General features: G+C 39.1%; 17 protein-coding genes. 14 read left to right on the top strand and 3 right to left on the bottom strand.

Annotation, left to right across the window (positions count from 1 at the left end; genetic code table 11):
• The first annotated feature begins 101 nt into the window (after positions 1–101).
• The 10 genes from cobA (ASG14_RS09175) (at position 102) to ASG14_RS09130 (ending at position 12,354) form a co-directional block, all read left to right on the top strand.
• Complete coding sequence (gene cobA, locus ASG14_RS09175; protein ID WP_056870756.1) at positions 102–872, top strand: uroporphyrinogen-III C-methyltransferase; 771 nt, start codon at positions 102–104, stop codon at positions 870–872.
• Positions 856–2,364 carry a TSUP family transporter gene (locus ASG14_RS09170; protein ID WP_056870755.1) on the top strand — a complete coding sequence of 503 codons (1,509 nt, stop codon included), beginning with the start codon at positions 856–858 and terminating at the stop codon, positions 2,362–2,364. The genes cobA (ASG14_RS09175) and ASG14_RS09170 overlap by 17 nt, the downstream gene beginning before the upstream one ends.
• 2 nt (positions 2,365–2,366) lie before the next feature.
• The gene (locus ASG14_RS09165) at positions 2,367–3,089 is read left to right on the top strand and encodes a phosphoadenylyl-sulfate reductase (protein WP_056870754.1); all 723 of its coding nucleotides are present in this window, start codon (positions 2,367–2,369) and stop codon (positions 3,087–3,089) included.
• Positions 3,090–3,169: 80 nt separating this feature from the next.
• A complete protein-coding gene (cysD, locus tag ASG14_RS09160; protein WP_056870753.1) occupies positions 3,170–4,075 on the top strand; it encodes a sulfate adenylyltransferase subunit CysD in 906 nt (301 codons plus the stop codon).
• Positions 4,076–4,140: 65 nt separating this feature from the next.
• Complete coding sequence (locus ASG14_RS09155; protein ID WP_056870752.1) at positions 4,141–5,391, top strand: sulfate adenylyltransferase subunit 1; 1,251 nt, start codon at positions 4,141–4,143, stop codon at positions 5,389–5,391.
• A 175-nt stretch (positions 5,392–5,566) separates the two neighbouring features.
• The gene (locus ASG14_RS09150; protein ID WP_235528547.1) at positions 5,567–6,034 is read left to right on the top strand and encodes a hypothetical protein; all 468 of its coding nucleotides are present in this window, start codon (positions 5,567–5,569) and stop codon (positions 6,032–6,034) included.
• A 245-nt stretch (positions 6,035–6,279) separates the two neighbouring features.
• The gene (gene cobA, locus ASG14_RS09145) at positions 6,280–7,074 is read left to right on the top strand and encodes a uroporphyrinogen-III C-methyltransferase (RefSeq protein WP_056870750.1); all 795 of its coding nucleotides are present in this window, start codon (positions 6,280–6,282) and stop codon (positions 7,072–7,074) included.
• Between the two features lie 400 nt (positions 7,075–7,474).
• Positions 7,475–8,887: a glycogen synthase gene (locus ASG14_RS09140; RefSeq protein ID WP_056870749.1), complete on the top strand. Its 1,413-nt coding sequence runs from the start codon at positions 7,475–7,477 to the stop codon at positions 8,885–8,887.
• Positions 8,888–8,895: 8 nt separating this feature from the next.
• On the top strand, positions 8,896–10,164 hold the full coding sequence (locus ASG14_RS09135) for a glucose-1-phosphate adenylyltransferase (protein WP_056870748.1): 1,269 nt from the start codon (positions 8,896–8,898) through the stop codon (positions 10,162–10,164).
• A gap of 405 nt (positions 10,165–10,569) precedes the next feature.
• Positions 10,570–12,354, top strand: coding sequence for a glycoside hydrolase family 15 protein (locus tag ASG14_RS09130; RefSeq protein ID WP_056870747.1), 1,785 nt, complete (start codon positions 10,570–10,572; stop codon positions 12,352–12,354).
• Positions 12,355–12,552: 198 nt separating this feature from the next.
• On the opposite strand, the gene ASG14_RS09125 is transcribed toward ASG14_RS09130, so the two are convergent.
• The 3 genes from ASG14_RS09125 to ASG14_RS09115 form a co-directional block, all read right to left on the bottom strand.
• Entirely contained in the window at positions 12,553–14,742 is a 2,190-nt protein-coding gene (locus tag ASG14_RS09125) for a bifunctional alpha,alpha-trehalose-phosphate synthase (UDP-forming)/trehalose-phosphatase (RefSeq protein ID WP_235528546.1), read from the bottom strand.
• 168 nt (positions 14,743–14,910) lie between these two features.
• Positions 14,911–16,269, bottom strand: a complete 1,359-nt coding sequence (locus ASG14_RS09120) for a PAS domain-containing sensor histidine kinase (RefSeq protein WP_056870745.1) — start codon at positions 16,267–16,269, stop codon at positions 14,911–14,913.
• A 67-nt stretch (positions 16,270–16,336) separates the two neighbouring features.
• Positions 16,337–17,704 carry a sigma-54 dependent transcriptional regulator gene (locus tag ASG14_RS09115; RefSeq protein WP_056870744.1) on the bottom strand — a complete coding sequence of 456 codons (1,368 nt, stop codon included), beginning with the start codon at positions 17,702–17,704 and terminating at the stop codon, positions 16,337–16,339.
• 319 nt (positions 17,705–18,023) lie between these two features.
• Here ASG14_RS09115 and ASG14_RS09110 point away from each other — a divergent pair, with 319 nt between their 5' ends.
• From ASG14_RS09110 to ASG14_RS09095, 4 genes are all read left to right on the top strand, one after another.
• Complete coding sequence (locus ASG14_RS09110) at positions 18,024–19,295, top strand: efflux RND transporter periplasmic adaptor subunit (protein ID WP_056870743.1); 1,272 nt, start codon at positions 18,024–18,026, stop codon at positions 19,293–19,295.
• 10 nt (positions 19,296–19,305) lie between these two features.
• Entirely contained in the window at positions 19,306–19,698 is a 393-nt protein-coding gene (locus tag ASG14_RS09105; RefSeq protein WP_056870742.1) for a hypothetical protein, read from the top strand.
• Between the two features lie 8 nt (positions 19,699–19,706).
• Positions 19,707–20,405: an ABC transporter ATP-binding protein gene (locus tag ASG14_RS09100; RefSeq protein WP_056870741.1), complete on the top strand. Its 699-nt coding sequence runs from the start codon at positions 19,707–19,709 to the stop codon at positions 20,403–20,405.
• 228 nt (positions 20,406–20,633) lie between these two features.
• A complete protein-coding gene (locus ASG14_RS09095) occupies positions 20,634–23,003 on the top strand; it encodes an ABC transporter permease (RefSeq protein WP_056870740.1) in 2,370 nt (789 codons plus the stop codon).
• The last annotated feature ends 40 nt before the right edge of the window (positions 23,004–23,043 follow it).

Genomic DNA, 23,043 nt, shown 5'->3' with positions numbered 1-23,043 from the left:
AAAGAATTGGTAAATGATATGTTGAATGATTGTGCGGGTCCGAAAATCGCTGGTAAAAACAATCCCTAATTTGAAATTCATTCATTCAAAAAATTAAAGTTATGATTAATCAAGATAAAGAGTCGAAAATAACGCTTTTAGGTGCTGGTCCTGGCGACCCGGATTTATTAACTTTAAAAGGTGTTAAAGCCTTGCGGACTGCAGATGTTGTACTGTATGATGCGTTAACAAATGAGGCATTGCTGGAACACGCACCTGCAAATGCCATAAAAGTTTACGTTGGTAAACGTTCTGGTGAACACTCGTATCCGCAGGAAACAATCAATAAACTGATGATTGATTATGCTTTAAACTATGGTCACGTTGTGCGCTTAAAAGGGGGAGACCCATTCGTTTTCGGTCGCGGCTATGAGGAATTGGATTATGCTGCATCATACAGTATACCTGTAGATGTTATTCCCGGAATTTCAAGTTCAATCGGCGTTCCGGCCTTGCAGCAAATTCCGGTAACACACCGTGGCTTAAGCGAAAGTTTTTGGGTGATTACAGGAACAACCACGTCTGGCGAAGTTTCTAACGACATTTATCAGGCAGCGCAATCAAACGCTACGGTTTTAATTTTAATGGGACTAAAAAAGCTTTCCAAAATTGTCGAAATTTTTAAAGCCGCTGGCAAACATAATTTGCCGGCAGCCGTGGTACAAAACGGGTCATCTTCCGAAGAAAAACTAATTGTTGGCGTAGTAGAGTCTATTGAGAAATTGGTGGAAAAGGAAAATGTTAAACCACCTGCGCTCTTAATTTTTGGCGAAGTCGTTTCTCTTCACCCATCATTTAAAAGCTTAGCCAAACACTATGCAAGTATCGCCTAAACAACCCGATAGTGATATACCTTACGTTGAAGAGCAGGGGAACCAGCTTTTTCCGGTTTTTATAAAGCTGAACAAGCTCCGTACATTATTAATCGGCGCAGGCAATATTGGTCTCGAAAAATTAACTGCGATTGTAAATAACAGTAACCAGGCGAAAATTACTATTGTTGCAGAGGCAGTTTCAGCTGAAGTTCATGCGCTTGTTTCGGCTAATCCGCAGATAAAAGTGAAGCAAAAAAGTTTTGATGTTTTTGATTTAGAGGAGATTGACATCGTTTTTGCCGCAACGAACAACAATATTTTAAATGAAGAAATTAGAAAAGTTACGCATGAAAAAGGTTTGCTGATTAACGTGGCCGATAAGCCTGATTTGTGCGATTTTTATTTAGGCTCAATCGTTCAAAAGGGCGATTTAAAAATTGCCATCTCTACAAACGGTAAATCGCCAACGATAGCAAAGCGACTGAAACAGATTTTGAACGAAGGGATTCCGGCAGAATTGGATGAAACGTTGCAAAACATGAATGCGCTTCGGCAGACACTAAATGGCGACTTCTCTGCAAAAGTAAAAAAGCTAAATAAGGTTACGCAAAGCCTTATAAATCCGCAGAAAAGCTTTGCGGAGCGTAACATAAAATGGTTAATCTGGCTCGCTGCGGTCTTGTTAATTGGCGCAATCGGCTTCTCGCTGTGGAATACAGAACCCGAGTTTCAGACTTTTTTAATCAATATCGACCCATTATTTTACTGGTTTTTGGGTGCAGGTTTTGTATTTGCATTGATAGATGGCGCAATCGGGATGTCGTATGGCGTAACAACCGCGTCATTTTCACTCGCAATGGGTCTGCCGCCCGCTTCTGCAAGCATGGCCATTCACATATCAGAAGTTATGAGTAATGGAATTGCTGGCTGGATGCATTACAGAATGGGCAATGTAAACTGGAAATTATTTAAAATTCTGATTCTGCCGGCCATTTTAGGAGCGGTTTTAGGTGCCTATATTTTATCATCTCTGGAGCATTACAGCGCTTATGTAAAACCTGTAGTGGCTGTTTACACGCTATTTTTAGGAGGTGTAATTTTAACGAAAGCTTTCAACATCAAAAGAAAAAAAGCAGAACAAAAAATAAAGAAAATCGGATTGCTGGGATTTGTTGGCGGTTTTATCGATGCCGCATTTGGTGGCGGATGGGGCTCAATTGTACTTTCCAGCCTAATTGCCGGAGGGCGGCACCCGCTCTTTTCTTTGGGGACAGTTAAGATAAGCAGATTTTTTATTGCCACCTTAAGTTCGCTAACATTTTTTACGATGCTTGGAGGCAAACACTGGGAGGCCGTACTAGGTTTGATAATTGGCAGCGCCATCGCGTCGCCAATTGCGGCAAGGGTTTCAAATAAGATATCAGCAAAAACCATTATGGTTGCGGTAGGCATCATCGTTATGCTGGTAAGTTTGAGAAGTGTTGTACTATTTATTTTAAAACTGATTTAGTGATGATTTTAGCAGAACTGAAGGCACAACTGGCAGGCTTAAGTGTTGTGGATAAGCTCAAATATCTTGCAGATAAATTTGCAGATAGTGTGATATTTTCAACCAGTTTTGGTTGGGAAGACCAAGCTATTACACATTTAATTTTTTCCAATAACATTCCGATTAAGGTATTCACGCTCGAAACGGGTCGCCTTTTGCCAGAAACTTATTATGTTTGGAACAGAACGCTGGAAATATACAACAAGCCGATCCATGGTTATTATCCGAAAAATGAATTATTAGAGGATTTGGTTAACACTAAAGGTCCGAATAGCTTCTACGAATCGGTTGAAAACAGAAAGGAATGTTGTTATATCCGCAAAATTGAACCATTAAAAAGAGCATTGCAGGGCAATGAGATTTGGGTAACCGGAATTAGGGCTGAGCAAAGCCAAAACCGCGAAGATATGCACGATTTGGAGTGGGATGAGGGTAACCGGTTAGTAAAGTTTCATCCGATCTTTGAATGGACTTTAGAAGATGTTAAGGCTTACATTAAGGAAAATAACATCGTTTATAATAGTTTACACGATAAAGGGTTTCCAAGTATTGGTTGTGCACCTTGCACCAGAGCGGTACAACCAGGTGAAGATTTTAGAGCCGGGAGATGGTGGTGGGAAGACCAAAGTAAAAAAGAATGTGGCTTACATAACACAGCAGAAAAAGCTGTAGCAAATAAAGGATAAAATAAAAATTCCGTTTGCCGCAATTTTAGAATAATTTCTTAAAAAAACAGCGGATATCGACTAATGAATAACGACAAAAAATGAGTACATATAATTTTGATTACCTGGACGAACTGGAAGCCGAAGCAATTCATATTTTACGTGAAGTTGCCGGCCAATTTGAGAAACCTGCCCTGTTATTTTCAGGCGGGAAAGATTCCATTACGCTGGTTCGTTTGGCAGAAAAAGCATTTCGGCCGGGAAAGTTTCCATTTCCGTTAGTGCACATCGATACTGGCCATAACTTTCAGGAAACCATCGAATACCGGGATAAAATGATTGAACGAATTGGCGAAAAATTAATTGTCGGTTCCGTTCAGGATTCTATCGACCAGGGTAAAGTTGTAGAACAAAAAGGTAAAAATGCGAGTAGAAATGCTCTTCAAACGGTAACACTGCTGGATACAATTGCCAAATACGAGTTTGATGCCTGTATTGGAGGCGCACGCAGGGATGAGGAAAAGGCAAGGGCAAAAGAGCGCATTTTCTCCGTTCGTGATGAATTTGGGCAGTGGGATCCAAAACGCCAGCGCCCTGAGCTTTGGAATATTTACAACGGCAAGATTCATAAGGGAGAAAATGTTCGTGTATTCCCGATCAGCAACTGGACTGAACTTGATGTCTGGAATTACATCCGCAGAGAAAATATAGAGTTGCCCAGCATTTATTTTTCGCATGAACGCGATGTAATTTTAAGAAACGGACAATTGATGGCTGCATCGCCATTTTTAAATATGGATGATGAAGATTTGGTTTTTCAAAAACAAGTGCGTTTTCGTACCGTTGGCGACATGTCTTGCACAGCGGCTGTAGAATCTGAGGCAATTTTGATTGATGATATTATTTCAGAAATCAGTGCTTCGAAAATTTCTGAACGCGGCGCCAGGATGGATGATAAGGTTTCGGAGGCTGCAATGGAAGACAGGAAAAAAGGCGGATATTTTTAACAAACGATTTTTGCTTTTAAGCAAGAAATGGAGAACGAAAAACGACAAACGAACAACGAGAAGAAATGAACATATTAAAATTTTTCACGGCAGGTAGTGTAGATGATGGTAAGAGTACCTTAATTGGCCGCCTGCTATATGATACAGATTCCATTTTAGCTGATCAGTTAGAAGCCTTGCAAAGCTCTAACCGAAAGAATGATGACGGAACAATAGATTTAGCCATTTTAACAGATGGGTTACGAGCAGAGCGTGAACAGGGAATTACCATTGATGTAGCCTACAAATATTTTCAAACCGATAAGCGAAAATTTATCATTGCAGACACTCCGGGGCACATTCAGTATACCAGAAATATGGTTACCGGGGCGTCGACAGCAAATCTTGCCATCATTCTAATTGATGCCAGGAATGGTGTTGTGGAGCAAACTATTCGCCACTCATATCTGGTTTCTCTCTTAGGAATTAAACATATCGTGGTTTGCATAAACAAAATGGATATGGTTGATTATAGCGAGAATGTTTACCAGGCAATTATTGATAAGTACAAAATTTTAGCAAAGCAACTACAACTTAACGATGTAAACTACATTCCCGTTAGTGCATTAAAGGGCGATAATATTGCTCAAAACTCTGAGCGTATGGATTGGTATGAAGGTGAAAGTTTACTGCACTTTTTGGAGCAGGTAGATACCGATAATCTGGACAAATCTCAGCTTGCCCGAATGCCGGTACAGTGGGTTATTCGTCCGCAAACGGCAGAACTACACGATTACCGTGGTTATGCCGGCCGCGTTTTAAGCGGAACCTTTAAGCTTAATGATAAAGTAACCGTTCTGCCATCAGGTGCGAGTTCGATAATCAAAAAAATCGAGTTTTTTGACCAAACTCCGGAGGCGGCGCATGCCGGACAATCAGTTACGCTTCATTTAAAAGATGATGTAGATATTAGCCGCGGGGATACGATTGTAAATGCTGCGGCTTTACCGCAAGAATCTAAACTAATTGAAGCCGATTTATGCTGGATGGACGGACGGGCTTTGGATACATCGATTACCTATCTAATTCAGCACAATAGCAAAGTAACCAAATGTAAAATCAGCGAAATTTTGCACAAGGTAGACATCAATACTTTAGAAAAACACCCTGCAGATGAATTTAAGTTAAATGACATTGGGCGTGTAATTGTTAAAACGGCTGACGCTTTAGCTTTCGATTTGTATGACGATAACCGGGCAAATGGCTCGGCAATTTTAGTTGATAGCAGAACCAATTTAACCGTTGGCGCTTTGATGTTTAGGGCAGCAGTAGAATAAAAGATAAATATAACCAAATATTATAGTGAAAGCTCTAAAAAGGAGCGAAAGCAATTTCAGCGGGGCATCGGTAACGATAGTCCCGTTTTTTCTTTTAACAAAATTTTATTTATGGAATTGATGGAAAACTATCATCGTATTTTTATATTTAGATAACGTAAATTTTAAAAATTAAATGATGAAGAAGAAATTCGCCTACCTTGTTTTTGCCATTGTTCCATTCGTTTACGCATGCAGTTCTTCAGATAAAAAGACGGAAACCACAAAGGCAGATTCAGTTATAAACCAAACCTGTTATGCATCTGCTTTTGAAAAAGACAGTGCAGCCATGATTGTAAAAACAATGGCTTCCGGCAAAGTTACCGGTTCATTGCTAATAAAATATGGAGATAAACCTCAGAATAATGGAGGGTTGGATGGCAAGTTTCATGGTGATACATTACTCGTTGATTACCGTTTTAATACAGGTGGCGATACCACCAAAGCGTTTACAAATCCGTTGGCTTTTTTGAAAAAAGACGGCAAATTGATAATGGGCGTAGCACAGATTGAAACTACATTAGGTCGTTCATATTTTGTAAAAGGCAAGCCAATTAACTACGAGGCAGGGAAGTTTACCTTCGTGGAAGTACCTTGTAAATAACCTTAAAATCAGCTTATCCGCATTGATGTCTTAGCTTTCCACTGAGACATTTTTGTTTGCGCATTATTAAAGGAAGTGTGACTTCTTGCAGCTACTGGGCAGGTATTTTAGCTTGCTTGAGTCAGCCAAAAGTTACTTCTACTTCCTGGCAACAAAAATATTTTAAAATAAATTACTACAATTTCTATAGACTTTATATATTTGTGTAGTTAACAAGTGTAATAAACGAGCTAATATTTTCTCTCATGATTTTAAGTAAAGTAGAAAAAGCGAACATTGAACCAAAGATTACGTTGATAGGTGCTGGTCCTGGCGACCCGGATTTATTCAGCTTAAAAGGTGTTAAGGCATTAAAAACAGCCGATGTTGTTTTGTATGATGCAAATGTGAACGAAGCTTTACTGTGTTATGCGCCAGAATATATTCCAAAAGTTTATGTTGGTAAACGTACAGACGATGAAGATTTTTCGCAGGATGCGGTTAACAAACTGATTATTGACTACGCTTTAAACTATGGTCATGTGGTGCGTTTAAAAAGTGGTGACCCGTTTTTCTTTGCCAAAGGTTATGAAGAAATTGATGCCGCAGAATCTTATAGTATTCCTACAGAGATTATCCCGGGGATTTCGAGTGCAACCGGTGCGCCAAGTTTGCAGAAAATCCCAATGATTTATAAAGACTTAAGCGAGAGCTTCTGGGCAGTGACCGGGACAAACTCAAAGGGAGAAATTTCTGAAGATTTATACATTGCTGCCAAAACAAAGGCTACAATTGTAGTTTTGAACGGCATTGAAAAAGTTAAAGAAATAGCCGCAATTTTTCAGAATGAAAACAAAGGTTTATTGCCCATTGCAGTGATTCAGAATGGTTCCGCACCTGATGAAAAAACTGCTGTTGGTATTGTTGATACCATTGCGGAGCTTGTTGCAGACAAAAAAATACAGGCACCCGCTTTATTGGTATTCGGAGATGTCGTTTCATTACATCCGAAGTTCCAACCTATCAGGGATTTTTACGAAATTATTGCTGAAGAGTTCTAAAGTAATCATTATAAATTTGTTTTGTTGTTTGAACCGCTGGCGAAAGCTCAGCGGTTTTTTCGTTTCAATAATCCACAGAGTTCACACCTGTTTTAGCAGAAATAAAATCACTTAGGTTATGCAATTTGCTGGAAACAGGCTGTAGTTAAATAAGCCTGATTAAAGTGGAAATATCCCGATTTTTCTTCGGGAATTGCAACGAAAAGCAGGGTTGCAATCGGCCAAAAACTACAAACTTTCACTTCCAAAAAATCACCAGTTAATTAGGAAATGGACAGATACCAGGCTGCGATAATCTTCTAAACCTGCGGAAAAATCTATCTACAAAAATAAATTTCCCATTATTTCTAAATCAGAAAACAATTACTAACTTAACAGAGTTATCTACACCAAATATTTGATGGAAATTATACATATAAGCGCCGAGTGTTACCCTGTTGCGAAAGTTGGTGGTTTAGCTGACGTGGTAGGGGCCTTACCAAAATACCAGAATAAAATCGGCCATATTGCCAAAGTGGTTGTTCCTGCCTATGATACTAAATTTGTGCGGGAAAGTGAATTTGAAGTGGCTTATGATGCCTGGTCTAATTACGGTAACCATCATTTTTCTTACCGCGTATTGCGGGAGAAAACCAATAAACTTGGTTTCGATTTATATATTGTTCATATTCAGGGATTAACAGACAGACCAAATGTTTACGGCTATGATGATGATACCGAACGTTTTGTTGCCTTCCAAATTGCCACTTTAGATTGGATTGCACAATGGGAACATCGTCCGGATGTAATCCACTGCCACGACCACCATACCGGATTAATCCCTTTTATGGTTTCGAACTGTTTGAAGTACAATAGTTTGATTAAAGTACCTACAATTTTAACGATTCATAACGCTCAATATCAAGGCCAGTTTGGCTGGGAAAAATTGTATTATTTGCCGGCTTTCGATTTATGGAAGGGTGGTTTGTTAGGTTGGGAAGATGCAATAAATCCACTCGCATCGGCCATTAAATGTGCATGGAAAGTAACCACTGTTTCGCCAAGCTATTTAGAGGAGATGATGAACAATGCCCGCGGCCTTGAAAGTTTGCTTAGGCAGGAGCGATGGAAATGTGTGGGCATATTAAATGGAATAGACAGCGAAGTTTGGGACCCTGCGACAGACCCCATGCTCGGAAAAAGTTACAATTTAAAAACAGTAGAAGCCGGAAAAACCGCAAACAAAAAGGCTTTGTGCGATGTTTTTCAATTAGACGCATCCAAACCACTGTTCACTTTTATTGGAAGATTGGTTGATGAGAAGGGTGCCGATTTGTTGCCTGACATATTTTACACTGCGCTTCAACAACATGGCGACAACATAAATGTGTTGGTTCTAGGTTCTGGAGAGAATTGGGTTGAGGGGCGATTAAATCAATTGAAAGATATTTTTGGAGGGCGGTATAATGCGTACATTGGCTACAACGAACAGGTTTCGCACGAAATTTATGCAGGCGCCGATTTTCTACTTATGCCATCGAGGGTGGAGCCTTGTGGCCTGAACCAGCTTTATGCATTGCGATATGGCACCGTACCGATTGTGCGGCGTGTTGGTGGGTTAAAAGACACAGTAATTGACATTGGGGATGGCGGCTTCGGTTTGTGCCACGACCAAACCAGCATTTGGGATGTTACACATGCCATTAATCGTGCTGTTGATTTATATAATGATAAAAAAGCTTTTAAAGCAGTGCGTAAAACCATGATGAAGATTGACCATTCGTGGGATAGGGCAGCAACGAATTACATAGAATTATACCAAATATTAAAATAAGCTTAAACATGACTGACAAAGTTTTAGGCGTTATCCTTGGCGGTGGCCAGGGCTCTAGATTATCGCCATTAACACAAACACGTTCTAAACCGGCAGTTCCGATTGCTGGTAAATATCGGTTGGTAGACATTCCAATTTCAAATTGCCTGAATTCTGGCATCCACCGTATGTTTGTGTTAACACAGTTTAATTCAGCATCCCTAAATAAACACATTAAAAACACTTATCACTTTAGCCACTTTAGTACGGCTTTTGTTGATATTCTTGCGGCCGAGCAAACGGTGCAAAACGCAGGCTGGTTCCAGGGAACTGCCGATGCAGTGCGCCAATGTATGCACCACATTGTTTCTCACGAGTTTGATTACATCCTGATTTTATCTGGTGACCAGTTGTATCAAATGGATTTTCAGGAAATGATCCAAAAACACATTGATGCAAATGCAGAAATTACCATTGCAACAATTCCGGTTACGGCAAAAGATGCTACCGACTTCGGTATTTTAAAAGCCGATGAAGAAAACATGATTACTTCTTTTATTGAGAAGCCGAAAACAGGGTTAGAGGATTGGGTGTCTGACACGGGAGCGGAAATGCAGAGCGAAGGACGGAATTTCCTTGCATCTATGGGTATTTATGTTTTCAACAGGGAGTATTTAATCAATATTCTGAATGAAAACGAAGAAGAAAAGGATTTCGGTAAAGAAATTTTGCCAAGGGCGATTACTGAGAGTCGTGTTTTAAGTTATCAATATGAAGGATATTGGACAGATATCGGTAACATTTCGTCTTTCTTCGAAGCCAATTTAGGCTTAACGGATGAAATTCCGAAATTCAATATGTTTGATAGCAACCACACAATTTTTACCCGTGCAAGGATGTTGCCGCCGTCGAAAATTTCGGGTACAACGCTAGAGAAAGCAATTATTGCCGAGGGTTGTATTGTACAGGCAAGTAGAATTGAACATGCCGTACTAGGCATCAGAGCCCGCATTGGAAAACATACCGTGGTAACCAATACTTATGTGATGGGTAGCGATCGTTACCAAACTTTGGAAGAAATTCAGACGGAAACAACCAAAGGCAATTCACTTATTGGCATCGGCGACCGCTGCTACATTAACAACGCGATTATTGATAAAAACTGTCGCATCGGAAATGATGTGAAAATTAATGGCGGCCCGCATTTGGAAGATGGCGATTTTGAACTTTATGCTGTTAAAGACGGAATCGTTGTAGTTAAAAAGGGTGCGGTTTTACCAAGTGGAACTGTAATTTAAAATCACAAGTTAGTATTCAAATTATTGAGCCAGTTTAAATTCGTTTAAACTGGCTTTTTTTTTGCCCAGGTTAAGCGAGGCGTAGTCTGATTACACCTAGAGAAACCGTTTCCGTAGAATTTTTGTTTAGCACCATTGTTCAGCTAGATTAGATGGTAAAATCGTTACTAACTCGAAATTTTAGCATTGACCTTTAGGCTTAAGCTGACACGATTTCTCTAACGCTTAGGTCATACAATTTCATTTCCTTTAACCAAATTAATCCCGCTCTATCCATCAACTTTTATCCAATATGGCTTAGCAGCCGTTTGTGTTTGCGAAGTACTTGTTTAAATCGTTAAAAATCCCCTTTTCCGCCAACATTTTTCGCATAAGCTTGTTAGTAGATAAACATTAAATGAGCTTATGGCCGAACAACACCTTTATCAAACAGGAATAATAGGAAACTGTGCTTTTCTGGCACATGTAAATAAAAATACAGATATCTCGTGGCTTTGCTGGCCACGTTTTGATAGTCCTTTCGTTTTCGGGAGCTTGCTGGACAAACAAAAAGGCGGTGAATTTTCAATTTTACCTCAGGGAGAATTCTCATCAACTCAATATTATATTGAAAATACCAACGTTTTAAGAACCGAAATTACCGCGGAAGACGGCAAATATCGCATTACAGATTTTGCTCCAAGATTCCATTTATACGAGCGGTATTTTAAGCCATTGATGTTTATCAGAAAGATTGAACCCCTGCAAGGCAACCCACGAATCACCATAAAATGTGAGCCCGTTTGCGATTACGGGAAAGGTAAAATGCGATCGAGCAGGGGCAGCAACCACATTGATTATATCGGTTGCGACGAAAACATAAGGTTAAGTACAAATGTATCTACTAGTTACATCTTAGATGAAAAAGCATTTGTATTAAACGAGGCAAAATACCTCATTATGACTTACGGACAAAATCTTGAAGCGCCCGTGGTAAGTACCGCAGAAACCTTTCTTCGGGAAACAGTGGCATACTGGAGGTTGTGGATTAAGCATTCATCTATAGCAGGTTTCTATCAACCTTTTGTGATTCGTTCTGCTCTGGTTTTGAAAATTCACCAGTATGAGGATACCGGGGCAATTATTGCCGCAAGTACAACCAGTTTGCCAGAATCGCCGGGCAGTACCCGAAACTGGGATTACCGCTATTGCTGGCTGCGTGATTCTCACTATGTGCTTACCTCTTTAAACCATATTGGGCACTTTGAAGAGATGGAGAAGTATTTTAATTACCTGTCTGATATTTCCCATGCTGAGGATACGAGATACCAACCGTTGTATGGCATAGCCGGAGAACGTGAAATCACGGAACGCACCTTGGACCATTTAGAAGGTTACAAAGGTGAGCAACCTATCAGGGTCGGAAATCAAGCCTACGAACATATACAAAACGATATTTACGGACAAGTTTTAATTTCAATGTTGCCGCTATATACCGACCATCGTTTCGTTTTTTCGGAGCGCAGCGATTCTGTGAAATGGATTGAAAGTGTATTATCTAAAATAGAGCGTACAATTGATGAAAAAGATGCTGGTATCTGGGAATTCCGGAATATTGCCAATGTGCATTGCTACAGCAATCTTTTTCAGTGGGCTGGTGCACAGGCGGCTTTAAAAATGGCAAAAACTATCGGTAATCAGAATTTTGAGGATAGAGCTCAGGTTCTAATTGACAAGGCTGCCGCCCATATCGAAGCTTGTTATGATCCGGAACGTAAGGTTTATACCAATGCCGTTGGTAGTCCGCATTTAGATGCGAGTACTTTGCAGTTGATTATGATGAACTACCTGGACCCTGCATCAGACCGTGCTAAAGACCATTTAGCTGCCTTGGAGCGAGAATTAAAAACTGAAGACGGGTTATTTTACAGGTACCTGCATGCTGATGATTTCGGAAAGCCAAAAACTACTTTCTTGATTTGTGCTTTCTGGTATGTTGAGGCTTTGGCTTGCGTTGGCAGAACTGACGAGGCAATTAAGGAGTTTGAAAATATTATCAAATATTGTAACCACTTGCTACTTTTCAGCGAAGATGTTGACGCCAAAACCGGAAGTCAATGGGGGAATTTCCCGCAGGCTTACAGTCATGTTGGTTTAATGAATGCTGCATATCGCATCGCCATCAAGTTGGACAGGCCAATATTTTTGTAGAATATCTCCCGCGGCTTACGGTGATTTTCGCTGATTTACTTCTGCGTTTATTACCGAAATCCGCGGGAAATTTAGTGAGCCTTATAAATTTGTTAGACCGGAACAGCTTTATCATGTTTAATGATTTCCGGCAAATTAATTGATTTCCGCTAGAGTAATTCCTAATTCATTACATTAAACACACTCATTGTATTTAAATCACCCTCGTTCTACAAATTCTTCTTTGACTAGGCTCCAAAGTAATTTTCTAACTTCTTTAAAATCATTAAGATAATATTTAGCTTCTGATAAATTATTACCTACTTTCACCGTTACTGCATCTTCCGGTAAAGCCCTAAAAATATCTTCGTCAGTGTGGTCATCGCCAAGCGCCATTATAAAATCAGGATTTTTATCATACAACCAGTTTAAAGCCGCTTTTCCTTTATTCACCTCAATATTTTTGAATTCTATCACCTTACTTCCGGGCATCAGCTGTAAACCCTTATCTGCGGCCAAAATCTTCATATGGCTAACGATTTCGCTGGCCCTCAATTCGCCCAAACCTTCTTCTGCCTTACGGTAATGCCAAACAAGTGAATAACTTTTCTCTTCTATGAACGAACCTGGAGTTCTATCTGTATAGGTCTCAAGCAGCGAGCGGATTTCACCCTTCCACTGGTCTGTTAATAGTGGTAAACAATTCCACTTTTCTCCCTGTGCTTTTTGCCATGCGCCATGTTCGGCAATCATATCTACTTTTAGGTGGCCAAACCATTTTTCGAGCGTTTCATTCCTTCTCCCACTAATTATAACTACCGTATTTGCGTTGTCAAGGGTCAGATTTTCAATCAAATCATATAATTCATCATCAGGTGATGCATCGTCTATGTTGCCGGTAAAATCTACCAACGTTCCATCATAATCAAGAAACAATACCCTGTTTTTGGATTCAGCATATTTTGCGGCGATAATTTCGTTTACGGCATTTACTGCATGTTTGGTTTGTAATGATTTTTGAGAATCTTTCACTTCGTTTAGTCTTAAAATAAAATTATTTTCCCAATGCTTTACATTGAATTTTTCTACAATAGCCCGCATGGCTTTCATACGGGTTTGTTGTTCTTCGAGAGGCATTTTTAAGGCGGTAACTATTGCTTCCATAATATCGCCCAGGTTATTCGGGTTTACCAGCAAAGCGTCGGTAAGTTCTTTCGATGCACCTGCCATTTCACTTAAAATCAGGACCCCATCTTCATTGTTTCTGCTCGCTACATATTCTTTACTCACCAGATTCATTCCATCACGCATGGGGGTAACCAGACAGATGTCTGCCGAGGCATAGAGTGCAGATAAAAATTCTATCGGAAAAGAGCGGTAAAAATAGTTAACGGGAATCCAGTCCATAGAGCGGTACCGTGCATTCAGGTTCCCAACAAACTGGTCAATATGCTCTCTAAGCTCGTTGTATTGTGGTACGGTATCTCTCGAAGGTACTACTATCATGAACATTTCGATTTTACCGATGAATTCCGGATGTATCTGCAGAAGCAATTCAAGCGCTTTTAATCTTTCGAGAATTCCTTTACTGTAATCCAGCCTATCAATGGAAAGAATAATTTTTGTTTCTTCTTTTCCCTGCCGGAAATTTGCGATTTCCCTTTGTACTTCATCTGTTGCCGTTAATGAAGAAAACTTATCAAAGTCGATACCCATTGGAAAAGCCTCGATTACAATCTGCCTTTCATTGCTGTTCAACACATTTGATGAGGAGTTAACCGGTAAAAGCCGTGTTGCTGTACTGATAAAATGGCGAACATCATCGTAGGTATGTAAACCGATTAAATCAGCACCGATCAATCCATTCAGCAGTTCTTCACGCCAGGGGATTAGCCTAAAAATTTCATAAGAGGGGAACGGAATATGCTGGAAAAAGCCGATGGTTGAGTTGGGTAACTTTTCTCGTAAAATACCCGGAAGCAGCAGTAACTGGTAATCCTGTATCCAGATTTTATCCCTTCTGTTGAGCACCTGCATAGCGCTCCTGGCAAATTTTTCGTTAACTGATTTATAACAATCCCAATAACTTTGCTCGTAATGTGCATAGGTAACGAGGTAATGAAAAACCGGCCACAACACCTCATTGGAAAAGCCTTCGTAGTAAAGATTAATTTCTTCTTGAGTTAGAAAAACGGGATATAGATTAAGTTCTCCTAGTTTTTCGATTACCTCTTCTTGTCTATCCAGAGGAACCTCTATTCCTGGCCAACCCACCCAAATTGAATTGCCATTTTTATACACGTCTCCCAGTCCGGTTGCAAGGCCGCCCTCACTCGGAATGAACGTATATTCATTGTTTTCTTCGATGATTTTAACGGGAAGTCTGTTCGATATTATAACTGTCTTCATGCTCATATTTGATGTATCCACATAAATAAAAGCCATTTAAACATAATTTGTTTGGATTTTGTTTCAAATCAAACATTGAGATGATTTTCCTGTAAACTATGATCACACCATAATTTAGGTACAGGGAGGGTTAAAATTGATGAAGATAGCTGTTTGTTTAATATCGCTTCAGACGTAATTAAACAATAGGGAAAATGTGGTTTGCTCATCAGGAGTCGAAATCACTTCGATACTTCCGCGGTGCATTTTCATAATATTACGACTGATGGTTAAGCCAATACCCGAACCATTTTTACGAGTGGTGTAGAAGGGAACAAAAATCTTTTCCAAATCTTCTGTTTCAATACCCTTCCCGTTGTCTGTAACATCAATATAAAGTTTCGTGTTTTCCAGGCGATGGCTTACCGTGATATGTGGTTTTTTTTGCTCTTCTACAGAATAAATGCTGTTTGTAATCAAATTAATCAACACCTGTTCTATTAATTTTAAATCGAGTTGAACGGTGATTTTTGACGATGTTTGCTCCACATCCAATACGACATTTTTAACTTTGGCAAAGGGTTGCATCAAAACTTTAATGTGTTTCAAAATCTCGCCAATTGTATGCGCTTCGAGACTCGGCGTTGGCAGCTCCGCAATTAAACGGTAATCTTTTACAAAATCCAATAAGCCTGTAGAACGCCGTTTGATGGTTTGGAGGGCAGTTTTCAAATCTTGCATTTCATCCAAATCCAGGTTCTCTTTATTGGTTACCATACTGTTTATCGTATCAGACAAAGAACTAATCGGTGTTATCGAATTTAGAATTTCATGAGAAATAACTCCGATTAACCGATTCCAGGCTTCGGTTTCCTTTTGCTCTATTTCATCTTTGATATTTTGAAAGCTAACAATGGTGTAGTTCTTTCCATATAGATTCAAAGGAATCACTTCTGTTGATAACTGAATCAGCTTTTCCTGGATTTTTAATTCCAAAAACCGCTTCCCACCTGATGAGATTTGTTCTACTTCATAAGCGAAGTTTGGTAAATGTTGCTTAAGACGATGCCAATACTTATAGGCAGGAACGCTCAGCAAATTCGACGCAGCCTGATTGAAAAAGGCAATTTCTTCGTTATCCTGAGCCGTTTTGGTATTGTTAATCACAATCACACCCACAGGAACTTGCTCCAAAATGGTTTTAATAAGCTGAAACATTGCTTCTTGTTCCATTCTTATCTGCTTATGTACCTGCAAAACCTCCCCGAAAGATTCATATAATTCAGGAAAACTTCCTTTTGTTGTTTTATTTTTAAAATTTAGGGTGTGGTCTCTTGTTTTAACCGCCAAAATAAAGCGCTTTATGTCTGACCGAATTTCATTTATGTAGTAGTAAAGCGAGATTATTGCTCCAAGCAGAATTAAACTTATACCGATAATCGTAAACCACAATTGTGTGTGCTTAACAAGGTAAAACAGCAGGTAGCCAAGTAAATTGATAATGACCAGCCGGGTTATTAAACGAAAAGTAAAGCGTTCGTAGAACATATTTTTAAAGCTAAAAAGCCAAAAGCGTAAAAATCAAAGCTTTCGGCTATATTCTTTCAATTTAAGCTCAAATTCCAAATTTTTCAATTCTTCTATACAGGGCTGCCCTTGTTAAACCGAGCTCAGCGGCTGCTTTTGAAATGTTGCCTTTGTGTTTATCGATGGCTTTTTGAACCATCATTTTTTCCATTTCGCCAAGTGCCATTTCATCCGGCATTGCGTTTTGGGCAAATCGCTGCGGACTTAGTTGCAAATCCTCTTCAGAAATTTCCTTTCCGTCGCTCATAATCACCGCACGTTCCAGCACATGCTGCAACTCCCGAACGTTGCCAGGCCATTTATAGCTTAATAAAACTTCTTCAGCTTTGTGGTTTAAACTTCGGATTTCTTTATGATATTTAGCGCTAAAAACCTGCATAAAATGATTTGCCAAAAGCAATATGTCTGTTCCTCTTTTCCGTAAGGGTGGCAGTACAAGTTCTACGGTGTTTATGCGGAATAATAAATCCTGGCGAAAAGTGTTTTTAGCCACCATCTCATTCAACGGCATATTTGTAGCCGTAATCAATCTTACATTTACTTTGCGTTCTTTGCTTTCACCGAGGCGGATAACCGTTCGGTTTTGCAAAACACTTAGCAATTTAGCCTGGAGAGGCAGGGTTAAATTCCCGATCTCATCTAAAAATATTGTTCCACCATCAGCCAGTTCAAAACGTCCGGGTTTGTCTTCTTTAGCATCTGTAAAAGCACCTTTAGCATAGCCAAACAATTCACTTTCGAAAAGATTTTCATTTAACGAACCCAAATCTACATGCATAAACACCTGGTTTTTGCGCTGCGAATTACCATGGATTTCATAGGCGAAAACCTGCTTTCCAGTTCCATTTTCCCCTAAAATTAAAACGTTTGCATCCGTTGGAGCCACTTTCAACAAAGTGTTTTGCAATTGTTTTATACCATCGGCCTCGCCAACAATATGTTCAAAGCCGCGGGTCATGTCTTTATGCAAGGAGGTATGGATTTTCTCTAGTTTCTTAACCTTTTTGGTCGATTCGCGAAGCTTTGAAGCCGCGGAAATCGTTGCAAAAAGCTTTTCATTTTCCCACGGTTTTAATATAAAATCAGTGGCGCCTTTTTTTATCGCTTTTACTGCAAGCTCAACATTCCCGAAGGCCGTCATCAAAATAACAACATAATCTTTATCGATTGATAAGATATGTTCGAGCCAGTATAATCCTTCCCGTCCATCACTTGCCCCTTTCTGGTAATTCATATCCAACAGGATAATATCTACCTCGTTCTTGCTTAGTAAGATGTTAATCTCCTTGGGCGATTTGCAGGTGATTACCTGTTTTACCTGTTGTTTCAAGAACAAGCGTGCACTTAAAAGGATGTCGTCGTCATCGTCGATGATTAATACTGTAGCGTTTAACATGATTTTAAATTTTAAAAAGCCTCACCCTATTAAAGGAAGAAGGATTTGTTCTTTTGTTCTGTCCCTAATTGAAGAGAGAGAAACAAAGGTAAAAGGTTGAACATTTTATTTTATATCCATTTCGTTTCTCTGCGCTTCGCCCCCTCTCTTCGAGGAGAGGGGATAAAGGGGTGAGGTTCTTTCACCAAATTTAAGAAAACTGTCCGCTCCCGCACATAAACTGTCCGATAATGAACATACTTAAAATAAAAAATCAAATAAAACTCTGTTTATCAGATACTTAAGTGTTGTAATTTGTTTTGGCACAAGCTTGGTTAATATGCAAACCGAACAGTACAACCGAACAATGGACAAGAAAATTGAGAAGAAAAGATTTAGCAAAAAAGCGATGATAATAATCGGTGGAGCAATTGCTTTTATATCGGTTGTAATCTATGGCTACACCTTATCACTAAAGAAAAGCTATAGTGCCGATGCCGACAAGCTTACCATAAGTAAAGTGAATTATGGCGATTTTGAAGATGTCGTTTTGTTGAATGCGAGTGTTGTTCCGCTCACTTCGGTAATTGTAAGTTCATCAGAAGGCGGAACGGTTGCCGAAATTTTAACTGAAAATGGTGCTTCTGTTATAAAAGGTACACCTTTACTACGAATCTCTAATTCAAATGCTATGTTGAGTTATACTTCGAGCCAGACGGCAGCCACCGAGCAGATTAACCAATTGCGTAAATCACGGTTGGACCTCGAACAAAATCAAAGAGTTCTAAATCAGGATGTTTTGGATGTAGAAAATAGTCTGCGGACTGCTGCCCGTCAGTATCGATTAGATAGCGCTCTTTTCGCAAAAAAGGTAATTACACTGCAGGAGTTTAACAAGTCGAGCCAGGATTATGAATATTACCAGGGAAAAATTAAAATTGTTCGCCAGGCAGTAAAGCAAGAAAACCAAAGTAGAAAAATGCAGCTTTCACAAATCGACCAATCTATGGGGCAAATGAACGAGAGTTTGGAAATGATTCGTAAAAATATCGAGAATATGACCATCAAAGCACCTGTTTCTGGTAAGCTTTCATCGTATGATCCGGTTATTGGAAAATCTTACAACTCAAATGAAATGATTGGGAAAATCGATGTTTTGCAGGGCTATAAATTGCAGGCGGGTGTAGACGAATATTACATTAACAGGGTTAAAGAAGGACAAACATCAACTTGTGAATTTAATGGTAAAACCTATAATCTGATGGTGAGCAAAGTTATTCCAGAGGTTACGGCTGGACAATTTCAGGTGGAAATGGTTTTTAAAGGCGCGGCGCCTGATGGTTTACGCCGTGGATTGTCGCTTCAAACTAAACTAAGTTTATCTGATAACAGCAAATCATTACTGCTAGCACAAGGCCAGTTTTTCCAAAGTACCGGTGGTTCGTGGGTATTTGTGGTAAACAATGGCAAAGCAGTTAAGAAAAATATCAAAATTGGACGAAAAAATTACTTGTATTATGAAATATTGGATGGTTTGCAGAAAGGTGATGAAGTTATCACCTCATCTTATGACCAATTTAATCAATATGATCAGGTAGAAATCAGTAAATAGCTTAAATAATATGAGTCGAATTTTAACAACATGCCTTTTAATTTGCTTTGCATTTTTAGGTTATTCGCAAGGCATTTTTAAAAAAGAAGCCAATTGGATGGATACAAAAAATGGCATCACATATGAAATGAATATTTACAGTAAACCGGTTAAAAGTAATAGTTCAACCTTGGCCAAGGTAAAATTTACTATTGTTGGGGACGTTTCCCTGCTGGAGAAAATCGAGTTGCTTCAGGAAAATAAATTGAAGTTTAACATGGAGCTAAAAGCAGAAAACACAGACATCAAATTACAACCCGGCGTTTATAAATTTAAAATTTATCATAAAAAACTTGGAGAGAAGGATTTCGAAGTAGAATTAAAAAATGCGCAAACCAATAACATCAAACTTACCATCAAATAAATTACTTCATGATTAATATAGAAAACTTAGAAAAGGTTTACAAAACTGAAGAAGTAGAAACCACGGCATTAAACGGAATAAATCTTCATGTTAAACAAGGTGAATTTGTTTCCATTATGGGGCCATCGGGCTGCGGAAAATCGACCTTGTTAAACGTAATGGGTTTATTAGATAAGCCTGAAAGTGGCAGCTACAAGTTCATCGATACCGAGCTTTTAACTTTAAACGACAGAGAACGTTCCAATTTTCGTAAAAGAAACATGGGATTCGTTTTTCAAAATTTCAACTTAATTGATGAGCTCACCGTTTTTGAAAACATCGAATTGCCACTCATATACAATAAAATAGCTGCCGGTGAGCGTAAGAAACTGGTTAACGAGATTATTGAGAGGATGAATATTGTAAACCGTAGCGGGCATTTTCCTCAACAGCTTTCTGGTGGGCAGCAACAGCGTGTTGCCGTCGCAAGGGCGTTGGTTACCAAACCCAAATTAGTTTTGGCCGATGAGCCAACCGGTAACCTGGATAGCTCGCACGGTAATGAAGTAATGGAGTTGCTTTGCGAGCTAAACGAAACCGGTACCACCATCGTAATGGTTACGCACTCCAGTCACGATGCGAGTTTCTCGAATAGAATCATTAACCTGAAGGACGGGCATGTAATTTCTGAGAAGATAAATAAAAGCAGAAACGAGGAATTAATTTAAGAACATAAACTCTATCCAACACATAATCCCTGTTTCGTAAGTGTTCAACCTTAAAAAATTAGTTTTAGTTTAATGATAGCCAGACCGAATCTTTCTGGATTGAAAGATTCGGGTAAGGCGCCTTAAAAGCTGAAAACTAAGGCAATAAGGGGAATCAAAAACAATGGAACTGGAAGCTAGAGGCGATTGCATGTTCTTAATACCTGAAAATAAATAACCGATACTACGATGTTCAAAATAAACTTAAAAATTGCTTTGCGAAACCTTTGGAAAAACAAAGGGTTTGCATTAATTAATGTAGGTGGATTGGCAATTGGCTTAGCCAGCTGTATGGTGCTGCTTTTGTACGTTGCCTATGAATGGAGCTATGATAAGCAATTTAAAGACAACGATAAAACATATGTAGTTTATCAAAGTGTTGTAGCAAATGGAAAGACTTTTAGCTGGAGCTGGACACCAAACGTTATGGCTGAAGATTTGCAGCAAAACTTTCCTGGCGTTAAATATGCTTCGCACTCAACCTATCCGCGGCAGAATTTGGTAACCGTTGGAGATAACAAAATAAAAAGTAAAGTCGTATTTGCTGATCAGAATTTTCTTAAAATACTGGATTACAAATTTATTAAAGGCAATCCTAAAAAAGCCTTAACGGATGTAAATACAATCATTCTTACAAAATCTTTTGCACAAAAATTATTTGGAAATGAAGACCCGATTAATAAAACCGTAAAGCTCGAAAACCAGGATGTTTTGAAAGTTGAAGCGGTGATAGAAGATGCGCCGGCAAACAGCAGTATAATTTTTGAGTGCATTATGCCTTGGGATTTATTTTTGAAAAGGGAAACCTGGGCGAAACAGAATAACTGGGGTAATAATATGTGCCTTACCCTTGTGCAGTTGAAAGATAATGCTGCCTTTGCTAAAGCCAATGCCGATATAAAAGATATTTACAAAAACCACGACAAGGAAATTAGCGCCAAGGCCTTGCTTCATCCACTAACGAAATGGCACCTGTATGGCGATTTCGAGAATGGCAGATCTGTAGGTGGTAAGATAGACCAGTTAAAAATATTTTTGCTGTTAGCCTTTTGCATACTCCTCATTGCCTGTGTAAATTTTATGAATCTATCCACAGCACGTTCAGAACGCAGAGCAAAGGAGGTTGGAGTTCGCAAAGCAATTGGTTCAACAAGGCAATCGCTCATCAGTCAGTTCTTTTTAGAATCTCTTCTTATAACATTTATTTCCACCGTTTTTGCTTTTATCCTGGTAGAAGTTAGTTTGCCATACTTTAATGGTTTGCTTGATATTAAATTAACAATTGACTACCAGAATAGTCTGTTTTGGGTTGTATTATTTGCTTTGATGGTTTTTACAGGCTTCGTGGCGGGGAGCTATCCCGCATTATATTTGTCGTCTTTCGAACCTATAAAAGTGTTAAAAGGTTTCAGTACAAAAACCGATTCATCGGTTTCGGTGAGAAAGGTACTGGTTGTGTTTCAATTTGTTTTCGCTGCCTGCTTAATTGTTTCCACGGTCGTTATTTACCAACAACTTAATTACATCAAAAATAAGCCCATTGGTTACAACCAATCAAACCTGGTTCAAATTGAAGTGCAGGGCAAAATGCGTGATAAAGGTAAAATTGAATTACTTAAAACACAGTTGATAAAATCTGGCGCTGCGGTAAACGCAACAACCTTTAGTTCGGAGTTTACGGAGGGTGGCAACAACACTACGGGCATATCCTGGGCTGGGAAAAACCCTAACGAACTGGTCTCATTTAACCACAGAGGAATAGGTTATGATTTTACCGAAACAGTTGGAACAAAGATAATTCGCGGTAGGGAATTCTCGTCGAAATTTTTGAACGACAGCAGTAGTGTAATGCTCAATGAGGCAGCCGTTAAGATGATGGGCTTAAAAAATCCATTGGGCGCCGTTATTACATTCTGGGGCAATAAGTTTACAAACGTAGGTGTAGTAGAAGATTTTGTGGTAGAAAGTGCCTATCAAAAAGTAGCGCCAATGATTTTCTATTTAAATAACCATGATAATACCAATGTAATCATTGCAAGGTTGAATCCTGATAAAAACATAAGTTCTTCTTTAGAAAAAATGGACGAACTGGTGAGCCAGATTGAACCAAATTATCCTGTAAACCGTAAATTTTTAAATGAATCTTTTGAACTAAAATTTCAAAACGAAAAACTTTTAGGTACGCTCTCAAACTGGTTTGGTGGCTTCGCAATTTTCATTTCATGTTTGGGCTTATTAGGACTTGCTTTATTTATGGCAGAACAACGTAAAAAGGAAATTAGTATTCGTAAAGTTCTCGGTGCCAGCACAGGCAACATTCTTACCCTGCTAAATAAAGATTTTATTAAACTGGTCGCCATTGCAAATGTGATTGCTTTCCCGGTTTCCTATATTATCATCAACAAATGGCTTTCTGGATATGAATACCGCGTATCAATTTCTGCAATGCCTTTTATAATAGCCATTGGATTGTCTGTTTTGATAGCCATATTAACCGTAAGTATTCAATCGGTTAAAGTAGCAAAGGCAAACCCGGTAGACGCACTTAAATATGAATGATTAGCCCCACCCAACCTCCCCGGAGGGTAGGAGTTGCAAA

The sequence above is a fragment of the Pedobacter sp. Leaf194 genome, assembly GCF_001423945.1.
Taxonomy (GTDB): domain Bacteria; phylum Bacteroidota; class Bacteroidia; order Sphingobacteriales; family Sphingobacteriaceae; genus Pedobacter.
The sequence above is the reverse complement of the archived record's forward strand: the minus strand, read 5'-3'. Positions and strand labels throughout refer to the sequence as shown.

Bases quoted from the DNA above. Each gene is read 5' to 3' on its own strand.
- cobA (WP_056870756.1), top strand. From the start codon at position 102: ATGATTAATCAAGATAAAGAGTCGAAAATAACGCTTTTAGGTGCTGGT.
- ASG14_RS09170 (WP_056870755.1), top strand. From the start codon at position 856: ATGCAAGTATCGCCTAAACAACCCGATAGTGATATACCTTACGTTGAA.
- ASG14_RS09165 (WP_056870754.1), top strand. From the start codon at position 2,367: ATGATTTTAGCAGAACTGAAGGCACAACTGGCAGGCTTAAGTGTTGTG.
- cysD (WP_056870753.1), top strand. From the start codon at position 3,170: ATGAGTACATATAATTTTGATTACCTGGACGAACTGGAAGCCGAAGCA.
- ASG14_RS09155 (WP_056870752.1), top strand. From the start codon at position 4,141: ATGAACATATTAAAATTTTTCACGGCAGGTAGTGTAGATGATGGTAAG.
- ASG14_RS09150 (WP_235528547.1), top strand. From the start codon at position 5,567: ATGATGAAGAAGAAATTCGCCTACCTTGTTTTTGCCATTGTTCCATTC.
- cobA (WP_056870750.1), top strand. From the start codon at position 6,280: ATGATTTTAAGTAAAGTAGAAAAAGCGAACATTGAACCAAAGATTACG.
- ASG14_RS09140 (WP_056870749.1), top strand. From the start codon at position 7,475: ATGGAAATTATACATATAAGCGCCGAGTGTTACCCTGTTGCGAAAGTT.
- ASG14_RS09135 (WP_056870748.1), top strand. From the start codon at position 8,896: ATGACTGACAAAGTTTTAGGCGTTATCCTTGGCGGTGGCCAGGGCTCT.
- ASG14_RS09130 (WP_056870747.1), top strand. From the start codon at position 10,570: ATGGCCGAACAACACCTTTATCAAACAGGAATAATAGGAAACTGTGCT.
- ASG14_RS09125 (WP_235528546.1), bottom strand. From the start codon at position 14,742: ATGAAGACAGTTATAATATCGAACAGACTTCCCGTTAAAATCATCGAA.
- ASG14_RS09120 (WP_056870745.1), bottom strand. From the start codon at position 16,269: ATGTTCTACGAACGCTTTACTTTTCGTTTAATAACCCGGCTGGTCATT.
- ASG14_RS09115 (WP_056870744.1), bottom strand. From the start codon at position 17,704: ATGTTAAACGCTACAGTATTAATCATCGACGATGACGACGACATCCTT.
- ASG14_RS09110 (WP_056870743.1), top strand. From the start codon at position 18,024: ATGCAAACCGAACAGTACAACCGAACAATGGACAAGAAAATTGAGAAG.
- ASG14_RS09105 (WP_056870742.1), top strand. From the start codon at position 19,306: ATGAGTCGAATTTTAACAACATGCCTTTTAATTTGCTTTGCATTTTTA.
- ASG14_RS09100 (WP_056870741.1), top strand. From the start codon at position 19,707: ATGATTAATATAGAAAACTTAGAAAAGGTTTACAAAACTGAAGAAGTA.
- ASG14_RS09095 (WP_056870740.1), top strand. From the start codon at position 20,634: ATGTTCAAAATAAACTTAAAAATTGCTTTGCGAAACCTTTGGAAAAAC.